This window comes from Streptomyces sp. NPDC001204 (assembly GCF_053598035.1).
Genome location: NZ_JBSFJL010000040.1, coordinates 21364 through 39604, shown reverse-complemented (window position 1 = coordinate 39604; position 18241 = coordinate 21364). Strand labels below are relative to the sequence as shown.

At 68.5% G+C, this 18241-nt stretch carries 14 protein-coding genes and 2 pseudogenes; 9 read left to right on the top strand and 7 right to left on the bottom strand.

All coding sequences use genetic code 11. The annotated features are described in order from the left end of the window. Positions 1–133: 133 nt before the first annotated feature. A pseudogene (locus tag ACWC91_RS36215) lies at positions 134–1028 on the top strand (IS5 family transposase). 22 nt (positions 1029–1050) lie between these two features. Here the strand turns inward: ACWC91_RS36215 and ACWC91_RS36210 are convergent. The 5 genes from ACWC91_RS36210 to ACWC91_RS36190 form a co-directional block, all read right to left on the bottom strand. Continuing rightward, positions 1051–2247 (bottom strand): ABC transporter permease, encoded by a 1197-nt coding sequence (locus tag ACWC91_RS36210; RefSeq protein ID WP_281155377.1) that lies wholly within the window; start codon positions 2245–2247, stop codon positions 1051–1053. A gap of 155 nt (positions 2248–2402) precedes the next feature. Continuing rightward, positions 2403–3125: an ABC transporter ATP-binding protein gene (locus ACWC91_RS36205; protein ID WP_281155378.1), complete on the bottom strand. Its 723-nt coding sequence runs from the start codon at positions 3123–3125 to the stop codon at positions 2403–2405. Next, positions 3122–4345, bottom strand: a complete 1224-nt coding sequence (locus ACWC91_RS36200; protein WP_450726224.1) for a peptidoglycan-binding protein — start codon at positions 4343–4345, stop codon at positions 3122–3124. Before ACWC91_RS36200 ends, ACWC91_RS36205 begins: the two co-directional genes overlap by 4 nt. Before the next feature lie 164 nt (positions 4346–4509). Continuing rightward, the gene (locus ACWC91_RS36195; RefSeq protein ID WP_281155380.1) at positions 4510–5271 is read right to left on the bottom strand and encodes a hypothetical protein; all 762 of its coding nucleotides are present in this window, start codon (positions 5269–5271) and stop codon (positions 4510–4512) included. A 441-nt stretch (positions 5272–5712) separates the two neighbouring features. Further along, the gene (locus ACWC91_RS36190) at positions 5713–6489 is read right to left on the bottom strand and encodes a DUF3152 domain-containing protein (RefSeq protein ID WP_450640750.1); all 777 of its coding nucleotides are present in this window, start codon (positions 6487–6489) and stop codon (positions 5713–5715) included. A 132-nt stretch (positions 6490–6621) separates the two neighbouring features. Here ACWC91_RS36190 and ACWC91_RS36185 point away from each other — a divergent pair, with 132 nt between their 5' ends. Continuing rightward, on the top strand, positions 6622–6969 hold the full coding sequence (locus ACWC91_RS36185) for a response regulator (RefSeq protein ID WP_450640748.1): 348 nt from the start codon (positions 6622–6624) through the stop codon (positions 6967–6969). An 84-nt stretch (positions 6970–7053) separates the two neighbouring features. Here ACWC91_RS36185 and ACWC91_RS36180 read toward each other — a convergent pair. After that, positions 7054–7199: pseudogene (locus ACWC91_RS36180) on the bottom strand (transposase); the annotation flags it as partial. Between the two features lie 821 nt (positions 7200–8020). On the opposite strand from ACWC91_RS36180, the gene ACWC91_RS36175 reads away from it, so the two are divergent. From ACWC91_RS36175 to ACWC91_RS36155, 5 genes are all read left to right on the top strand, one after another. Then, positions 8021–8167, top strand: a complete 147-nt coding sequence (locus ACWC91_RS36175) for a hypothetical protein (protein ID WP_450640709.1) — start codon at positions 8021–8023, stop codon at positions 8165–8167. Positions 8168–8779: 612 nt separating this feature from the next. Then, a complete protein-coding gene (locus ACWC91_RS36170; RefSeq protein WP_450640707.1) occupies positions 8780–11608 on the top strand; it encodes a hypothetical protein in 2829 nt (942 codons plus the stop codon). A 1307-nt stretch (positions 11609–12915) separates the two neighbouring features. Further along, complete coding sequence (locus ACWC91_RS36165; RefSeq protein WP_450640705.1) at positions 12916–13608, top strand: response regulator; 693 nt, start codon at positions 12916–12918, stop codon at positions 13606–13608. Beyond that, complete coding sequence (locus ACWC91_RS36160; RefSeq protein ID WP_281155386.1) at positions 13605–15080, top strand: sensor histidine kinase; 1476 nt, start codon at positions 13605–13607, stop codon at positions 15078–15080. The genes ACWC91_RS36165 and ACWC91_RS36160 overlap by 4 nt, the downstream gene beginning before the upstream one ends. Positions 15081–15100: 20 nt before the next feature. Next, entirely contained in the window at positions 15101–15649 is a 549-nt protein-coding gene (locus ACWC91_RS36155; protein ID WP_450726222.1) for a hypothetical protein, read from the top strand. Positions 15650–16028: 379 nt separating this feature from the next. Here ACWC91_RS36155 and ACWC91_RS36150 read toward each other — a convergent pair whose 3' ends face one another. Further along, complete coding sequence (locus tag ACWC91_RS36150) at positions 16029–16211, bottom strand: hypothetical protein (protein ID WP_450640701.1); 183 nt, start codon at positions 16209–16211, stop codon at positions 16029–16031. A gap of 32 nt (positions 16212–16243) precedes the next feature. Here ACWC91_RS36150 and ACWC91_RS36145 point away from each other — a divergent pair, with 32 nt between their 5' ends. Next, a complete protein-coding gene (locus ACWC91_RS36145; protein ID WP_450640700.1) occupies positions 16244–16366 on the top strand; it encodes a hypothetical protein in 123 nt (40 codons plus the stop codon). Between the two features lie 302 nt (positions 16367–16668). Beyond that, complete coding sequence (locus tag ACWC91_RS36140; RefSeq protein ID WP_281155389.1) at positions 16669–18141, top strand: alpha/beta hydrolase; 1473 nt, start codon at positions 16669–16671, stop codon at positions 18139–18141. Positions 18142–18241: the final 100 nt, after the last annotated feature.

Sequence of the window (18241 nt, the reverse complement as noted above, 5' to 3'; positions counted from 1 at the left end):
CACATGATGTGACGTATGAGGCCGGAGGCAGCTTGTGCCTGTCTCATTCCAGGACGCCGCATTCATCCCGTGCTTCCACAAGGTACAACGCGCGCCTGGACGCACATGGCTGCAGCGCGGTACGCCCTGAGTCATGGCGGAACGACGTGCGCATCCGAGTGATCTGTCCGATGCTCGCTGGGAGTTGACCGAGCCGGTGCTGGCGGCCTGGCGCTTCGAGCGCCGAGGCCGGGCCCTGGACTTCGGCCGGCCGCCCGAGCACGAGCTGTGCGAGATCATGAACGCGATCTTGTATGTCGACCGCACCGGTGTGCAGTGGCGTTACCTGCCACACGACTTCCCGCCCTGGGAAACCGTCTACGGCTACTTCGCCAAGTGGCAGAAGGAAGGCATCTTCGCCTAGCTCAACGGCCTTTTGCGGGAGCGGGTGCGGCAGAGGGAGGGCCGAAGCGCACAGCCATCGGCCTGCGTGATCGACGCGCAAAGCGTCAAAACATCGACCAGCGTTCTCGCCGCGAGCCAGGGCACGGATGCGGCGAAGAAAATCGTCTGCCGAAAGCGGAGCATCATCACCGACACCCTCGGCCTCCTGCTCGCGGTGCTGGTCACTGCAGCCAGTGTCCAGGACTCCGCCGCAGGCCAGGCCCTCCTCGACCAGGTGGCCGCCGCACATCCCACGATCCGCAAGGTCTGGGTCGACGGCGGCTACCGCAAACACTTCGTCGAGCACGCCGCCACCCTCGGCATCGGCCTCGAAATCGTCCAACATACCCCTCAGGCCAAGGGGTTCACGCCGATCCCGAAACGCTGGACGGTCGAGCGAACCTACGGCTGGCTCATGCTCAACTGCCGCCTGGCCCTGGCCCTGGCCCCTGGCCCTGGCCCGTGACTACGAAACCCTCCCCACTCGCTCCGAAGCCATGATCCACCTCGCTATGACGGACCTCATGGCCCGCCGCCTTACCGGCGAGAGCACCATCTCCTGGCGCGACCCGACATCGCCGGACCAAGCCCGCATCACGGGATGAAACAACGAGAGGAAACGACCTCTTAGGAGCGCAGAGCGTCGACGGGCTCCATGCGGGAGGCTCGCAGCGACGGGTAGAGACCGGCCAGGAGTCCGACGAGGGCTCCGGCGACCGGGGCTCCCAGAGCGAGGCGGACGTCCAGGACCGGGGTCCACTCCCTGATGGCGGACACGGCCACCACGACGACCATGCCCAGGGCGGCGCCGATGACGCCGCCGAGGAGTCCGATGGTCGTCGACTCCACCAGGAACTGGCCGGCGACCTGTCGTCGTGAGGCACCGAGGGCGCGTCGCAGTCCGATCTCCCCGATCCGCTCCATGACCGTCACCAGCGTCACGTTGGCGATTCCGATGGCCCCTACCACCAGCGAGACCAGTCCGAGAACCAGGAACAGGCCGTTGACGTCGCCCTGCACTCCCTTGCGTGCCTTGGCCGGGTCGGGCGGTGCCGTGACGGTCAGGGCGTTCTCGGCTCCGGGAGCCAGTGCGATCGGTGCCTGGTGGGCAACCTGGTTCGCCGCGCCGAGCGCGGTGTTGATCAGTACCCGGGTTACCGTGCCCAGGCCCAGTCGGTCCTCGGCTGTCGTGGGCGGCAGGATCACCGCGGTGGCGAGCTGCTGTTCCCGTTCTGCTCCGCCGAGAATCCCGATCACCGTGTATGCCTGGCCCTTCAGGAAGACTGCGGGGGAGTCCTGTATCGCGCTGATGCCGAGGAGCCGTGCGGCCTGGTCGCCGAGCACCGCCACCCGGTCGTGTCCGGCGATGTCCCCGTCGTCGAAGAATCGCCCGGCGGTCATCCTGCCTCGCACCGCGGCGGGCAGCGTGGGGGACGCGGCGACGACGGCCATGGTCTGGCCGGTGACCTCGCCGGGGGCTACCACATCGTTCCCACGTACCTGAACGCTCGCGGTTGTCTGGGAGTCGGCGATCGCCGCCACCGAATCGACCCCGGCCAGCCGACGGACCGCGTTGACACTCGACCAGTCCACGAGCGGGACGGGGTCGGCCGACGGCGGCGGCGGGGGTACCACCACCGTGACCGAGGTGGCGGTGAGGGCGTCGAACCGGCCGACGATCTGATTGCCCGCCGTGGACGAGACCCCGATGGTGATGACCAGGGTGGCGATGCCCAGAACGGTGCCCAGTGTGGTCAGGGCGGAGCGCATCGGACGGGCGAGTACCCCCGCCAGCGCCTCGGTCCACAGGTCCCTGAAGTCCATCCAGGGATGCTCGATGCCCCTGGCCTTGTTGCGGCGCCGTGCACGTCCCCGGCGAGCGGTGTGCCGTCCGCCGGTTTTCCGGTCGGCGATCGGCGGGTCCACTGGGTGTGCCGGATCCACTGGGGCCGCCGGCTCCAGCACGCGTGCTCGGGCCCTCATCGGTTCTCCTCGGTGAGTCGTCCGTCGCTGATCCTTACCCGCCTGTCGGCCCGCCGGCTGACCGCCTCCTCATGGGTGATCACGACCAGGGTCATGCCCTGTTCGCTCAGTTGGTGGAAGAGGTCCAGCACCGATTCGGTGTTCTCGCTGTCGAGGTTGCCGGTGGGCTCGTCGCAGAGCAGCAGAGCAGGCTCGCTCATCAGTGCCCGGGCGATAGCGACCCGCTGTCTTTCACCACCGGAGAGCCTGTCCGGCCGGAAGCCGACGCGGTGCGCCAGGCCAACCCGTTCCAGTGCCTCCTCGGCCCTGGTGCGGCGGCCGGCACGGCCGCGCCCGGGGCGCGGCCGGCGGTAGGCCTCGGCCAGCATGACGTTCTCGTCCACCGTCCGGTAGGGCAGCAGATGGAAGGACTGGAAGACGAATCCGATCCGGCTGCCGCGCAGTGAGGTGCGCTCCAGGTCGCCGAGCGTGTTGGTCTCCACGCCGTCGAGCCAGTAGGCGCCCGAGGTGGGTCGGTCCAGCAGCCCCAGTGTGTTGAGCAGCGTCGACTTGCCGGAACCGGACGGGCCGACGATCGACAGGTGCTCGCCGCGCCGGACGGCCAGGTTCACGTTGCGCAGGGCGTGCACCGGCGGTTCGGAGTCGAAGGTCCGGTGCACGGAGATCAGCTGGATGACGGTGTCCGCGTCGGGGACGACGGACGTCGGCAGGCCGGTCATCGCCCGACCACCACGTGATCGCCCGCCTTCAGGGAGCCACCGGACGGTATGACCTCCACTTGCCCGTCCGCGGAGAGACCCGCTTTGACGGGTACATCCACCACGCTGTTGCCGCGCACGACTTGTACCTTGGCCTGCCTGTCAGCCGACGTGTGGAGCGCGGCGATGGGCACCGTCAACACGTCGCCGTCCGACGAGCCCACCGTGATGGTCACCTTCGCGGAGCCGTTGGCGTTCTCGGTCAGCTTCCCCGACGGGATGGAGATCTGCACCGGTACAGGAGCCGACGCGTCGTCGCTCCCGCCCTCCGATGTCCCCGGCGCGTCCTTGTCGTCCCCCGAATCGTTCTTTGGCACATCGTCGCCGAGTGCCACCAGTTCCCCTTCCACCTTCGTGCCGTCGGGGGTCTCCACCTGCGCTGTCATGCCCTTGTGGAGCAGCTTGGCGTCGCTGCCTGGTATCACGGCCTGCACCACGACCTTGGAGCTGGTCACCGTGCCGACCGGTCCGGACGGGGTGTCACCGATTTTCACGGACACCTTGTCCAGCCGGGCCGGCAGATCCGGCAGGAAGACCACCTCACCCGCGGGGATTTTGGTTCCGTAGCCAGCTTGGAAGGCGGCGAGCGCTGCGTTGGCCGCTTCCAACTGCTGCTGTGCCGCTTTGCGCTGCAGCCTTTCGGCCTCACCGCTGCCGGTCTCCTGGGAGTCGCTGCCCGGGTTCTGTGCCGCGAGGAGGGCCTGCTGTGCGGTGGTCACAGCCGCTTCGAGCGTTCCCATCTGTTGCTTGTCGGCGATGCTGGGCTCCTCCGCGCGGTAGCCCTTGCTCTTGTACCAGCGACTCACCGCCGCAGCGTCCGACTGCCCGTACGTCCCGGTGGCTCGACCGGGGTTGAAACCGAGCCGGGTCAGGGCCTTCTGGAGCTGCATGACATCGTCTCCGGACGCGCCGGGACCCAGCGTGCGGTACATCGGAACGGTTCCCCGCAACACCAGAACCGGTCGGCCGCTCACCTGCATCAGCACGTCGCCCTCCTTCACCTCCGACCCGGCGACCGGTGCCCTGGTGACCCGCTGGACGACGGCATCGCCGGCTCCGTAGTCCCCGGAGCCGGAATCAGGGGGGCCGACGGGCCCGGCCAGGATCACACTCTGCGGTGAGGCGAATTCCACCGAGCCCTGGGCCACCACACTTGCGGTCAGTGACCGCCGCTCGACCACGACGGTGACCGGTCCGGCCTTCGGCGGCCGGTGCGTGGCAGCGGCATCCGCAGGCGACTGCATCTGCGATCCGGCCAGCCAACCGCCCGCTCCGACCAGCCCCACCGCGGCGAGGATGAGCGCCAACTGCTTGGGACGGCTTCGCACCCGATTGCTGCGCTGCCTCACCCGACACCGCCACCGCTGGCCGGGGCCTTCAGGAACTCCGGGAAATAGGTGGCCCGGAATTCCTTGCCGCACTCCAGGTCCTGCATCGCCAAGTCGATGTCCTTGGTGAGCAGCGGCAGAGCCTCATCCTTGTTCAGGGGCGTCACCTGGTTCCCGTCGGGGCTCACCCCGACGGGGCCCGCCCCGGCGCCGGCGGGAGCGGACGCGTTCGACTGGAGCTTCACCATCTCCCCGATGCTGGTCGGTTGCGTGGTCGTGACGGGGATGCCGTGTTGCTTCAGGCACGAGGCGTACGACTGAGCCAGAGCGACCAGCTTCGGATCACCGTTGAGTGCCTGCGCGTTGGCCTGGTTCTGGCTCGCGGTTGTGGTGCTTCGCTCTTGGACCGACGCGGAGCCGTAGACCTCCTTGTTGGCCGATCCTTCGCAACCGGTCCAGTCCTTTTCACCGGTCTTCGGGTCCGGGGGACCTCCCAACGCCTTGTCGTAGGCGGCCTTCTGCTCGGGAGTGAGCGTGGCGACGTAGTCCGCGTTGGGTGAGTGGTTCGAGTCCTTCTGGGACGCCTTGCTGCCCGGTGCCTGCGGATCGTTGGGATAGACGATGCCTGAGTAGATGCCGAAGCCGTACTTCTGCCTGTACTTCTTGGTCAGGTCGTAGTCCGCCCCCTCGGTGGTCCAGGAGGCCGCGGGATCCTCGGGGGCTACGGGGGAGTAGGCGAACCCCTGCTTCTTCATGCAGGCCGCGATCGCGTTCTCCAAGAGGTACTGCTTTTTGAGCTCCGCGCCAGCGTCCGCGGGAACGTCGAGTTGTCCAGACGATCCGGCCGAGGACTTCCCTTCGCTCGCCGAGTGGGACGCCGTCTCAGAGCCGGTGCCGCAAGCTGCCAACAGCGGCAACAGACTCATTGCTACGGCCAGTTTCCGAACCGTGCGGGATTCAGACATTCTCTTCCATCCTTTCGAGAGGGGTTGTTGCCTACAAGCCGCGGAGAACCGCGGGATCGTGGGACTCCGCCCACGGCGACAGCACCGGAGCACCGGGAACTCGGCCCGGTGAGCGGCTGATGGCCTTGACGACCACGGGGTTGTCGCTGAGTTCAGAGCGGCGCCCACAGTTGATGGCCAATGGCTCAACTCATGACCAAGCCGTAACGGCCCGTTCAGTCCCCTGAGCGGCACGCTCCGGGAACGGCCGCCGGTTTACGTCACGTGCGGCCCGGAGACGAATTGACCGTTCTTGTCATAGGGCCAGGCGTTTGCGATGCATCCGTGCAGTCCCTTGATCTGCTGCATCATCACGGGGGCCAACTGCCCGGGACCCGCACAGGTCACGTGCGTGTAGCCCAGGAAGTGCCCCATCTCATGGTTGATGATCAGCGCCCGGTAGTCGTGGATCGGACCGTCGAATGTGGGCGAGCCCTCGACCCAGCGCTTGAGGTTCACCACCACCCCGTCGGGGACCTCGCAGTTGTATTCGCCTTGGGTGTCCTGGTGGATGCCAGCCCAGCAGAGGGCGTCCGCCGTTCCCGATGTCGCGATCTTCACTGTGAGGTCGTGGGGCGCTCCCGCGCTCACCAACTGGAAAGCGTAGGCCGGGTTGTGGGTCCAGCCCCGGGGAGCAGCGAGTATGTCGGCGATCTCGCTCGCCGCTTGGGTCGGCGAGATGTCGAGCCCGGTCTCGACCTCCACCACGTAACGGAGCGGACGTGGACCAAGGCCGACCTTCGTGCCACTGGCCTGCGCGGTGACGAACGTGCCGGTGCCCTTCGAGGGGGCGTCGATCTTGGAAGAAGTCGGGGGCGGGGTGGGCGTAGGGGGTGGGGTGGACGGGGGCTCGGGGGCCGGGGTGGGCTTGGGGGTTGGGGTGGGCAGAGGGGTGATCCGCGCCATGCTCCGCGGGTGAGGCGCACCATTCGACGCGTCGCTGCGTCCGACGTTCAGGTGGTACGTCGCTGAGCCGAGCAGGCCGACGGCCACCAGTGTCCCGATCAAGTAGCTCCGGCCCCGGCGGCGCGGACGTCCTCGGCGGTGGGAGGACCGGTGCTGGCCACGGCGGTGGGAGGCCGCGGCGCTGCCGGTGGGTGGTGCGGATTCCCGCTCTCGTGCCGAATGCATGGCAGGTCAATTTGGTCACTTCATGTGATCACCGCGAGCTCAAATAGTCACGAAAGGGTAACGAGTGGTTTGCCAGCGACTCCCGCCGCTTCGGACCGGATTGTCGGCAGCCCCTCGGCCCGTACGGTTGTCCGTCTGGCGCTGCGACGTCAGGGGTATGACCTTTTCGCCGCCGGAGCAGATGAAGAGGGACCGCAACAGCTCCGTCCCTTCCATCCGGGCGTCGTCATATTTGATCTCATGCTGCCGGGCATGTCCGGCCTCGACGTATGCCGACGGATGAGGGGTCATGACCAGGTGCCGATCACCATGGTGACGGCCAAGGGAAAACGATCGACGTGACCTTGGCGCTGGAAGTCGGCGCGGACAGCTACGTGGTCAAGCCTGTGATTCCGGACAGGTCCAGTGGGCGCGGCAGCGCTGTCAGGAGGCGCCGGGCAACACCGGACCGATCGCGTCGACCAGGCCGGGTGGGCCTCGGAGACGACCAACTGGACCCCGGACAGGCCGCAGGCGATGAACGAGAGTAGGAAGGCCAGCCAGCTGGCGCCGTCCTGGGTGGTGGCGACGTCTTGTGATGGGGATGCTTGAGCGGTTCGTGTCATCTGTTCGCGATCACGCATGGTGGTGCTGCGGGCGCGAGCGACGGCCGCGGCCTGCTGGGGCGGCCAAGGCTGGGCACAGGTGCACGGCCGGTATGTACGCCAGATGCATGACGTGGCCGTGGGCGGGCTCGGCGTCGTGATCGAGTTATGCCTACGCCGCTTCCGCTGTGGGAATCCCGCCTGCTCGCGGTGACGTTCGCCGAACAGATCGCCGGACTGACCACCCCGCACAGCTGGCATATCCCTTTGCTGCGCGGGGTGTTGATGCAGATCGGCCTGACCCTGGCCAGCCAGGATGGTGGCGACGGTGGGCATCTGTGTGGGCAGGGATACGTTGCTGCGTCCAATCATGGCCTTGCCCGAGCCCGATGTCGGCCACGTGGGAGTGCTGGACGTGGACGACTTCGCCTTCCGCAAATGCCGCGTCACCGCTATGCCACCGTCGTGATCGACGCCGAGACCCACGAGAGGATCGATGTCCTGCACGAGCGGAAGTCGGAGACGCTCGAAGCGTGGCTGGGCGCCCGGCCATGTGGCCCGATGGGTCGGCGCCGACCATCCGGAACGGGTACGGCGGCTCATCCTCGGATGTGCCTCGCTTCGCCCGGCGGTGTGCGCCGTGGAACGGAAGGCCTCGGTACGGCGGGTCGGTGTAGTGCCAGGTGGAGGGCAAACACCACATCCAGGTCCTGCTCTGCCTTGCCCGAAGACGGGCCGACGTGGGCACCGCAAGCGTTGCTTGATCCTCCCGGTCAGCCACGTGCTGGCCAGGGGACACGGACGGGCAGGTGCTGGCGTACTGCACCGGCGGCCTGGTCCTGGACGCGCCCGCCAAGGGCATCCCGGCCCTGGGGGACTGGACGTTCAAGGCGAACGCCTGGCCGGCGGCGCGGCTGTCCCGCTCGTCGTGCGTCCAGCGCGCCTTGCCCTTGTAAGCAGCACAGGGCTATGTCGCCGAAGAAGTAGAAGTGGTCGGTGCGTAAGTTCCGGCGGCCTGCGGCCTCGGTGGCGATGTCCAGCAGCAGCTCGTCGGAATGGAGCCCGGACGAGGGCAGGGGCTTGTGGTTGTCCAGGCCGTTGGGGTCGGCGATGGCAACCGAGAGGAGCGGGGGCATTGGGTGTTATTGCTTCGTAATGTTCCGGGCTAGGGTTGATCATATTGCGGCCCCATCGTTAACGATCATGACCGCGCACCACGTCGACGCGGAACGCCTGACAGTGGGGGCTGCAACCGGTGTATGTGCCCAGCGCACCCAACAGGCGCGAGGTTCCCCCAAGCTGCCGGTGCCGAAACCGAGCGCTGCGGCTGAGCTCTGTGCGTCCGCCTCATCTTCCGGGCCCGCCATCCCCGAAAAGGGGTTCGGGGGCCTTCGTCACCGCTGCCGGTACGAGCGCGCAGGTGGGCATGGGAGAGGCACTGCGCCATTGGGTCGATGTGGCTCGTAGCCCCGGCATATGAAACCCACAGGTTCCGTTTCCCACCCTTGTGGCGCGAAGGGTTCCCGGTACCGATGGACAACCGCGTTTGATGCATAAGGAGAAAGCTTTTGAACCGTACCCGGCGAATAGGAGTCACCGCCGTGGCCGCGCTCGCGGCCCTGGCGGGCTCACCCGGTCTTGCCCAAGCTCAACACCTCTCCCCGGCACAGCCGTTGACGGCGAGTGCCGACGGTGCGCTGCCGCCGGGCTGGCGGGTAACAGGGAAGGGCGTCGCGCGTGAGCTGGTCTGGCGGTCGGACAGGGCCGTGCCCATGGGCGACGCCCGTGTCGAGTTCTACGCGGACGGCCGGTTGATCGGCGTGCCGAAGGCGGAGAAGGATGGCCACACGTTCCGGCTCGCCCTCCGCGGAGCCGTCCCACTGAAGGGTCTTCAAGTCCGGGCGGCCGGGCGGCGATTGGACACGGTCGCCGATAGCACCGGCAGAAAACCGAAGTACTCCCCGGCTGTCGTACAGCCCCCAGCCCAACTCCCGGCGAACTCCATGGACCCGGGCGAGCCGGGCGACCACCGCACGGTCACCGACGAGTACAACCTCGACCCGGTGAAGCTGCCCGGATTTGCCCAGCCGGTGGAGATGCGCGCCGTGGTTATCGCGCCCGTAGGCCTCACAGGCAAGCGGCCGCTCGCCCTGTTCCTCCACGGCCGTCACTTTACCTGCTACAAACCGGGCGGGTCCGAGTACGACGTGTCCGCTGACTGGCCCTGCGCCGCCGGCATGCGGCCGGTGCCGAGCTACAAGGGCTACCTGAAGGACCAGAAGCTGCTGGCCTCCCAGGGCTATGTGACGGTGTCGATCTCGGCGAACGGCATCAACGCCCAGGACTGGAACGCCGAGGACGGCGGTGCGCAGGCGCGCTCCTCGCTGGTTCGGCAGCACCTCGCCAAGTGGGCCGGCTGGGCCGCCCACCCGGGCACCGCTCCGGCCGCCGTGCCCGGCGCGGCCGAGGCCGACCTGTCGCGCGTCCTACTCGTGGGTCATTCGCGCGGCGGCGACGGTGTCAACCGGGCCGCCATGGACAGCCTCTACCCGTCGCACCCCGCGCAGGACGGCTACCGAGGCCCCGTGCAGTGGAAGATCCGGGGGACGGTCCACATCGGACCGACGATCACCGGCCAGAATCCGGTCGCGGACGTGCCGTCCACGACGATCCTCCCTGGTTGTGACGGTGACGTCTCCGACCTCCAGGGCGAGGTGTATGTCGACGGAACGCGCAGGATCAGCCAGGGCACCGCCCTGCACAGCGCCGTCTACATGGTCGGGGCCAACCACAACTTCTTCAACACCGAGTGGACGCCGGGCAAGTCCGAGGCACCTTCCACCGACGACTTCTGGGACGACGCGGAACAGCGCGACCCGGTGTGCTCCATGGGCGCCCGCACCCGGCTGACCGCCGACCAGCAGCACCAGGCGGGCGCCACCTACATCGCCGCCGCGGCCAGGCTGTTCGTCGCCGGGGACGACCGGGTGCGCCCGCTGCTCGACGGCTCGGGCCGACGCGCCCCCTCGGCCGACCCGGCCCGCGTGCTCACCCACGCCGTCGGCGCCCGCCGCATAGGCGGCTTCCTGCCTGACACCCCGATGAGGGTGACCGGCGGCAGACTGTGTTCGGCGATCGACCTCGACCCGGCCACGGCATGCCTGGACCCCGACACCGCAGGGTCGTCACCGCACTTCGCGCGATGGCAGCTGGACAAAGAGGCCGGCCGCAGCGCGGTCGCACTGAGGTGGTCGGCGCCGGGCACGGCGACAACGGTCCGCCCCGCCACTTCGGTGTCCCTCTCCGGCGCCAGTAGCCTGGCGCTGCGTGTCTTCGTGCCACCGAACACGACCGGCACCAAGCTGGACGTGGCCGTGACCGACTCCTCCGGCCACCGCGCCGAGCTCGGCCCGGTCCAGATCGACGGGCTCCCGGGCACCGAACGCACCGCCTCGTACTGGGCGCGCGAGCTGCGCGTCCCGCTGACCGCCGCCACCCGTGCCGGCCTCGACCTGGGGCAGGTCAGGTCCCTTGAACTGACACCGCGTTCACAGTCCGGGCAGGCTTGGCTGATGGACGCCTGGGGCTGGGCCCCCGGCACCCCGGCGGTTACGGCAGCGGCACTGCCACGCGTCGACATCGGCCGGCTCACCGTCAACGAGGGCGACGAGGGAACCGTCACCTACCACATCCCGGTCCAGGTCTCCGGGCAAGGCAGCGGCAAGGTCCGCTTCTCCATCATCGACCCGGACACCGGGCAGGCCGAGGACAAGCTGGTCACGGTACGGGCGGGCAGAAACCCCATCGACGTTCCCGTGGTGGTGAAGGGCAACACGCGCTTCGGCCGCGACGAGCAGCACGACCTCCTCGCGAAGGCGGTGCGCGGCGCCGTCGTCGGCTCGTACGTGGGCGGGGTCACCGTGCTGAACGACGACCCCGCGCCCTCGGTCACCCTGACGCCGGTCACGGACCGGGTAGTCGAGGGAGGGACGCTGAGGTGGCGGATCTCCCTGTCCGAGCCCGCTGACGTGGACATCTGGCAGCCTGTCCGGGTGCTTCCGGTCACCGAGGGCACCGAGCTGTCCACCAAGGACGTGGATCCGCAGTGGCTGATGGACCTTATAGGGGGGAGCAACCCGAGCCCTGTGCCAAGCGGCCCCGAACCGTCCGGCCAGTCCGGTGACCTCCCCGACCCGGAACGCCCGCTCTCCGAGGCGAACCTGTGGGTGTGGATGCGCATCCCGGCTGGTGCCCCCACCGCCGACTTCATCGTGCCGACGGTGAAGAACGAACTGACCAAACCGCCTAAGTATGTACGCATCGCGCTGACCGGTGATGACGCCGAGCCGCTTCCCGGCCACCCCGTGCTGACGGGCACGGTGGTGGACGCGCTGTAATCCGCCCTCGACAGGGCATGGACAGGACGGTCCATGCTTCCTACGGCCGGCGGCGACGGGGCAGGGGCTGAGCGGCTTCGGCGCCAGGGCCCTGGCGCCATCGACTAGCACAGTTACCCAGGGCTCCTCGTAGATCTCCCGGTGGTCTGCGTCGGTGGCGATCAGCAACGACAGGTCGACGGTGCGGCCATGGATCCGGCTGTGCCGCGACTCTGAGGGGCGCGGTACAGCCGCTTCAGGACGTCGTAGGCGGCTTCGCCGCTGCCCTCGCGGGTCAGCAGCCAATGTTGATCAGGGGTATGAGGACATCACGGCGGTGCCGCTTGTGAGGTGTTCGGTGTCGGCGAAGACCTGGTGCGGCAGCCAGCACAGGTCGGCTGCCAGGTCGGGTACCCCGACGTCAGAGGCGATCAACGCGGCGTAGTTGAGGACCCCGCTGGCGCGGCGGTCAGCCCCGTGAGATTGGCGACGCGCTCGTCCAGCGGTAGCGCAGGAGCCTTTGGGCCAGCGGGGTGCGGCTGGCTACCAGGGGATCATCGGCTCAGCCCTTGCGCGGCCAGTCGACGACGAGACGGCCGTGGGGCTTGTCGGATGACGAAGCGCGGCTCGATGGCCGTCAGTTGGTCGCGGGCGTCGCCGACGGCCATGCGGAAGCCGAGTGCTGGCGCGCTGTTGCCTCAGCCCTGGTCCCACTCGCGGATCGCACCCGCGACCTGGCTCGGCAAGCTCGGCGGCGCGCGAGCCATGGCCGATAACGCCGATCTCCCAGAACCTGCCTTTGTCGTCCTCGCCTTCGCGCACGGTCAGGTAGGCCAGGGCGTCGCCGTCGAGCGCCGCCACGGAGTCCCAGCCGAAGTCGGCGCTCGGCCGTGGTACTCGGTTGCGGCGCCGTTGGCTTGGGAAGGGAACGTTGCGCTTGTTGGGTGGGCCCGGCACGGACGCCGGATTCGCCCCCGCTGTGGGATGTCACACGTCGAACGACGGCCACGCCGCTACCGTGCAACGGACGGACACGAGAGCAACCAACGGGAGCAGGCCTCCGCTCAGGTGCCTCTTCCCGCTCCGCTTGGCACGTCCCCTCCTGTGCCGCTTCCCGCTCCGCGCGGCGTGTGCGGAGCCTTTCGGGCGCCGATGGGAGTGGAGGGGTTTTCCCTGGTGCGCAGTCACGATCACTCATCGTGGGATCGCAATGTGATCGAATCCGGCCAGGAGGATAACGAAGCGATAACGGTCAATTCTGACCGTGCCTATATGATTAACCGGTAACAGTTTTCCGCCCGAGCCGACGGATTTCGGATACTGGGCCCATGTCACGTGTACTGCTGATCGAAGACGACCGCGCTGTCCGCGAGGGCGTCACCCTGGCTCTGCGCAGGCAGAGTCACGACGTTGTCGCCGCGGGGACGGGGGAGGAGGGGATGGGGCGACTGCCGTCCTTCCGGCCGGACATCGTCGTCCTCGATCTGATGCTGCCCGGTATGACGGGGCTCGAGGTGTGTCGTGCCATACGGGCCGTCGACCAGACGCTGCCGATCATCATGGCGACCGCGCGGGGCGACGAGGTGGACATCGTTGTCGGCCTGGAGGCGGGTGCCGACGACTACGTGGTCAAGCCCGTGCTGGCCAGGGTGCTCAACGCGCGCATCCGTGCTGTCCTGCGCCGTGCCGGCGGGACGTCCACCGACGCCATGCTGCCGAAGATCGACACCTACGGGGATCTCGCCATCGACCGGGCCGGTCTGACCGTCATGCTGAACGGCGGGCCGATAGAACTCGCCCCCTCCGAGCGACGGCTCCTGCTCACTCTGTCCGCCTCGCCCGGCCAGGTCTTCAGCAGGCAGCAACTGCTGGAGGCGGTCTGGGAGCACGACTACCACGGCGACGCCCGCCTGGTGGACGCGTGTGTCAAACGGCTGCGCACGAAGTTGGACGAGCCGCCTCGTGCACCCCGCTACGTCCACACCGTGCGCGGTTTCGGCTACCGCTTCGCCGCCCGGTGAGGGCGCGTCGGCTGCGCGGCCTGCGCGCACGCCTGGTGGTGGCCTTTGGGCTCGTCGCCACCGTAGCCGCGGCCACGACGGGTGCGCTGACCTTCAGGGAGGCGCGGACCGGAGTGCTCCAGCAGAGCCAGGACGCGGTGATCAGGCAACTGCGGACCCAGGTCAGCCAGCGGGCCAACGAACTCGGCTTTCCTCCCGACCAGTCGGCGTTGCAGCGGTTCGCGTCCGATGTGGCGGCCACCGAGTCGCAGGGCCACTGGCGCGTGTTGGCGGCGTTCCGGAAATTGAGCGCCGCCTCCGTCCCCGGCGATGGATTCGAAGAGCTGACGCCGGGCGTGCGGGAAGCCGTCGGATCCAGACGGGCCACCGTCTTCCAGCGGGTGCACAGGGACGGGCGCACCTCACTTGTCGTCGGCATGCCGGTCACCTTTAGCACCCTGGACGGAGAGCAGACGCCCTCCGGGGTTCAGGTGTTTCTCGTCGTTCCGCAGACCGCCGAGCAGGCGTATGTCGACGCCCTGGTCACCGCCGTCGAGCGCGCCATGGTGCCGGCACTCGTACTCGCCGTGGTGCTCGCCCTGCTGGCCGCCCGCGGAGTGCTGCTGCCGGTGCGGGCGCTGCGGCACGCCACCCGCAACATCGCCGAGGGCCGCCTGGACACACGGCTCGCGGTCACCGGCACCGACGAACTCGCCGATCTGTCACACACGTTCAACGAGACGGCCGCCGCGCTGGAGACGTCGGTGGCAGAGTTGCGGGAGATGGAGGCCCGGGCCCGTCGCTTCGCCGCCGACGTCTCGCACGAACTGCGCACCCCGCTGGCCGCGATGTCGGCGGTCACGGACGTCCTGGACGAGGACGCCGCCCGGCTGGATCCGGACACGGCCACCGCAGTACGGCTGATCAGCGAGGAGACCGTGAAACTCGCTCGCCTCGTGGACGACTTGATGGAGATCTCCCGCTTCGACGCGGGTGCTGCCGTCCTGCACCTGGACGAGATCGACCTCGCCGAGTCGATCCGGCGTACGCTCGCCTCCCGCGGCTGGTCCGGCTCCGTGGAGACGCACCTGCCGGCGCCCGATGAGCTGCGTGGACGCGTTGACCCGCGCCGCCTCGACGTGGTCGTCGCCAATCTGGTCGGCAACGCCCTGCGACACGGCACCCGTCCCGTGCGGGTGTCCCTTCACGTGCGTCGCTCTGCCGGGACCGAGCACCTTGCGGTCATCGAGGTGCAGGACAGCGGACCGGGCATTCCCGACGACGCGCTGCCGCATGTCTTCGAGCGGTTCTACAAGTCGGACACCGCCAGGACCCGCTCGGAGGGCAGCGGGCTGGGTCTTTCGATCACCGCCGAGAACGTCCGGATGCACGGCGGCACAGTCCGTGCGGCGAACCATCCGGCGGGAGGCGCCCTCTTCACAGTGGAACTTCCGCTTCGGCGAGACGACCTGCCCCAGGAGAACCGGTCATGAAAGCCGCCCACCGAGTCTGGATGCTGATCGCGCCGGCGTTCTTCGCTCTCTCCGCCTGCGGGATTCCTACGACCGGGGTGGTGGAGGCCGGCGGTCCCGCGAGCGGGATCAAGCCGACCACGCCGGTCTACTTCGTCCGGGACGGGGCGCTCGTCGCGGTGCCCCGCACGACCGACAAGCCCGGGGACGCCGGGGCAGCCCTGCAGATGCTCCTCATCGGCCCGACGTCGACGGAAGTAGACGAGCACCTCTCCACCGAAGTGCCCGGAAAACCGGCTGAAATGCCCCAAGCACTGGCCACCGCAGCTCCCGAGCCGGCCCCCGCCTCCCCAACACCCGAGCGGACCTCACCGGACGGCCCGACCGTATCGCTGCACGACAACGCACTCTCAATCCGACTGCCTCCCGGCTTCGGCGCGTTGTCCCGCCTCGCGACGGAACAGTTGATCTGCACGGCCGCCGCCGCGCACCGCATGGGGGATTTGTCAAGCAACGCGATGACGGTGACCGTGTCCGACGGCGGCGGATGGCACGCCGAGGAGACGGACGAGAACTGTCCCGAATCGTGAGCGCAGATCCGTTGCCGCCGCGACACCCACGTTCCTTCGACTCCCGGACCACCTGCTCGGTCACGCGAAGCCATCTTCGATGTGGTCGGTGCCGCGAAGGGGCCAATGATGTTATGAGAGTGCCCGCGCGTGGCGTGGAAATGGTGCCCTTCGCCAGACGAGGCGTGAATGACGCCATGAAAGGTCGCGCAGGCCTACGCGGACTACGCCCGCCCGGTGGGCACATCTCGGCATAGTCCACCGTCCAGGCCTGGCTCGACCCTTGGACCAGCCTCCAACGATGCTGGCGAACCTGGACGAATGCACCCCCACCACCGGAACTCCAAGCCCTGATTAACGCCGTCGGCGCAGGCCACCCGCTTGATCTCTACTCCGCGGCTTAACAAACCACCGCTAGCTTCTCCTGGACGACCTCCCACGGCGGCAGCTGCTCGGACCAGTCGGCGTACTCCTCCGAGCCGACCACCGCGATGTCGTCGGTGCGCAGAGCCTCGGCCTGGGCTGCGAAGACCATCGCCTCGAAGTGCTTGCGGACGAACTGTCCGGTGCGGGTCTTGTCCACCTCGGCCTTGCGCCAGTTCCGCGGCGAAGGAGATGTCCACCTCCTTGCCCTCCTCGTCGAAGGCGGTGATGTACTCGCTGCGGGCTCTCTGGTGCCGCTGGGCGTGTGCGAGCACGTCGAGCACCCGCCTGTCCTTGGACGTCGCGGTGAACTGAAGCTTGTCGGCCAGGTCGAACAGCACCGGAACCACCCGGACCACCGGACTGCCGCGCTCCGCCGAAAGTCTCGCGTACCGCAACTTTGGTCGCCCCTTGCGCCGGAACGTCCGGAACCCACGCCTGACCTGGGTAGTTTCGTCGTATGGCGCGTACGGAGCGTCCCTGGTTGCTGCCCTCGGCGATGGCCGACCCAGAGCTGCCCGGTGACCCCGTCCCCACCTGACCTCACCCCGTCCCTACGTCCCCCGCCCTTCGATCCAGGCGCCCGGAGTCCGAGAGCGCCGCCCAGGAGAAACCACATGCACAAAACGTTGTCCCTCAGCCTCACCGCCGCCGTGATGGTGGTGGTCGCGGTCCCTGGGTGCTCGGCGGCAGAGGCGCAGAGCGTGAAGACGCAGAGCACCGTGCAATGGGGTGACTGTCCCAAGGACGCCGCCCTGCCGGGGCTGGAGTGCTCGACCCTCAAGGTCCCGCTTGACTACCGGCACCCGGAGGGGAAGAAGATCGAGGTCGCGATCTCCCGCCTGGCGAGCACGAAGCCGGAAAAGCGCCGGGGCGTGCTGTTCACCAATCCGGGCGGCCCCGGCGGGGCCGGACTCAACTACCCGGCCCTGCTCAAGCTAAGCGGTCTGCCGCAGAGCGTCCTGGACACCTACGACGTGATCGGGTTCGACCCGCGCGGCATCGGCCACAGCACCCCCGTGACCTGCGACCTGACGCCGGAGCAGCAGGCCCGGGGCAACTTCCCGAAGCAGCCGGACACCCTCGCCGACGTTGCGAAGGAGGCGACCTACGCGAAGACCGTCGCCAAGCAGTGCGCCACCTCGAAGACGGCATCGCTGCTGCCGTACACCACCACCGCGAACACCGCGCGAGACATGAACCGTATCCGGGTCGCGCTGGGCGAACCGAAGATCTCGTACGACGGAACGTCCTATGGCACCTACCTCGGCGCCGTGTACACGACGATGTTCCCGCAGCACAGCGACCGGATCGTGCTCGACAGCAACCTGGGCCCTGGCGGCTACGACGCGACCGCCACGCGGATGTTCGCCCGCGGCCTCCAGGACCGCTTCCCGGACTTCGCGAAGTTCGCCGCCGAGCGCCCCGAGTACGGCTTGGGCACCACCCCCGCGCAGGTGACCGCGAAGTACTACGAGCTTGCCGCGCGCCTGGACAAGAAGCCGGTCCGGGAGGTCAACGGCACCCTCTTCCGGGGTGCCACCTTCGGCTCCCTCTACACCGAGGCGGGCATGACCGAGCTAGCCAAGCTGTGGAAGGCCGTCGACACGGACACACCGCTGCCGGCCACGCCTCCCGCGCTGCCCTGGGAGAACCTGGAGAACTCCTCCTCCGGCCGTCTCGCCGTGATCTGCGGCGACTCGCGCTGGCCGCGCTCGATTCTGTCCTACCAGGCGCACGTCGCCATCGACCGGCTCCGCTACCCGATGCTGGGCGCGATGACCGCCAACATCGGCCCGTGCGCGTACTGGCCGACCAACCCGGTCGAGCCGCAGGTGCGCATCAGCGACCGGGGCCCGTCGAACGTCCTCATGGTGCAGAACGAGCGCGACCCCGGTACGCCGCTGGTCGCTGCCCGCAAGCTGCGGCAGGCATTTGGCAAGCGGGCCACGATGGTCACGGCCGACCAGGGCGGTCACGGCGTCTACCCGTTCGGCAAGAACGAGTGCGCGAACGACGCGGTGACCAGCTTCCTGACCACGGGCGAGCGGCCCTCGCACGACCGCGCCTGCGCGGCGGAGACCCACTGATCACCTCTCCCTGACCGCGCCCCACTGACCGCGCCTCTCCCCGCGCCGACGCACGGCATTCGCCGCCGTCGCGGGGAGACGGGGTGGTCAGTGGGCTGCT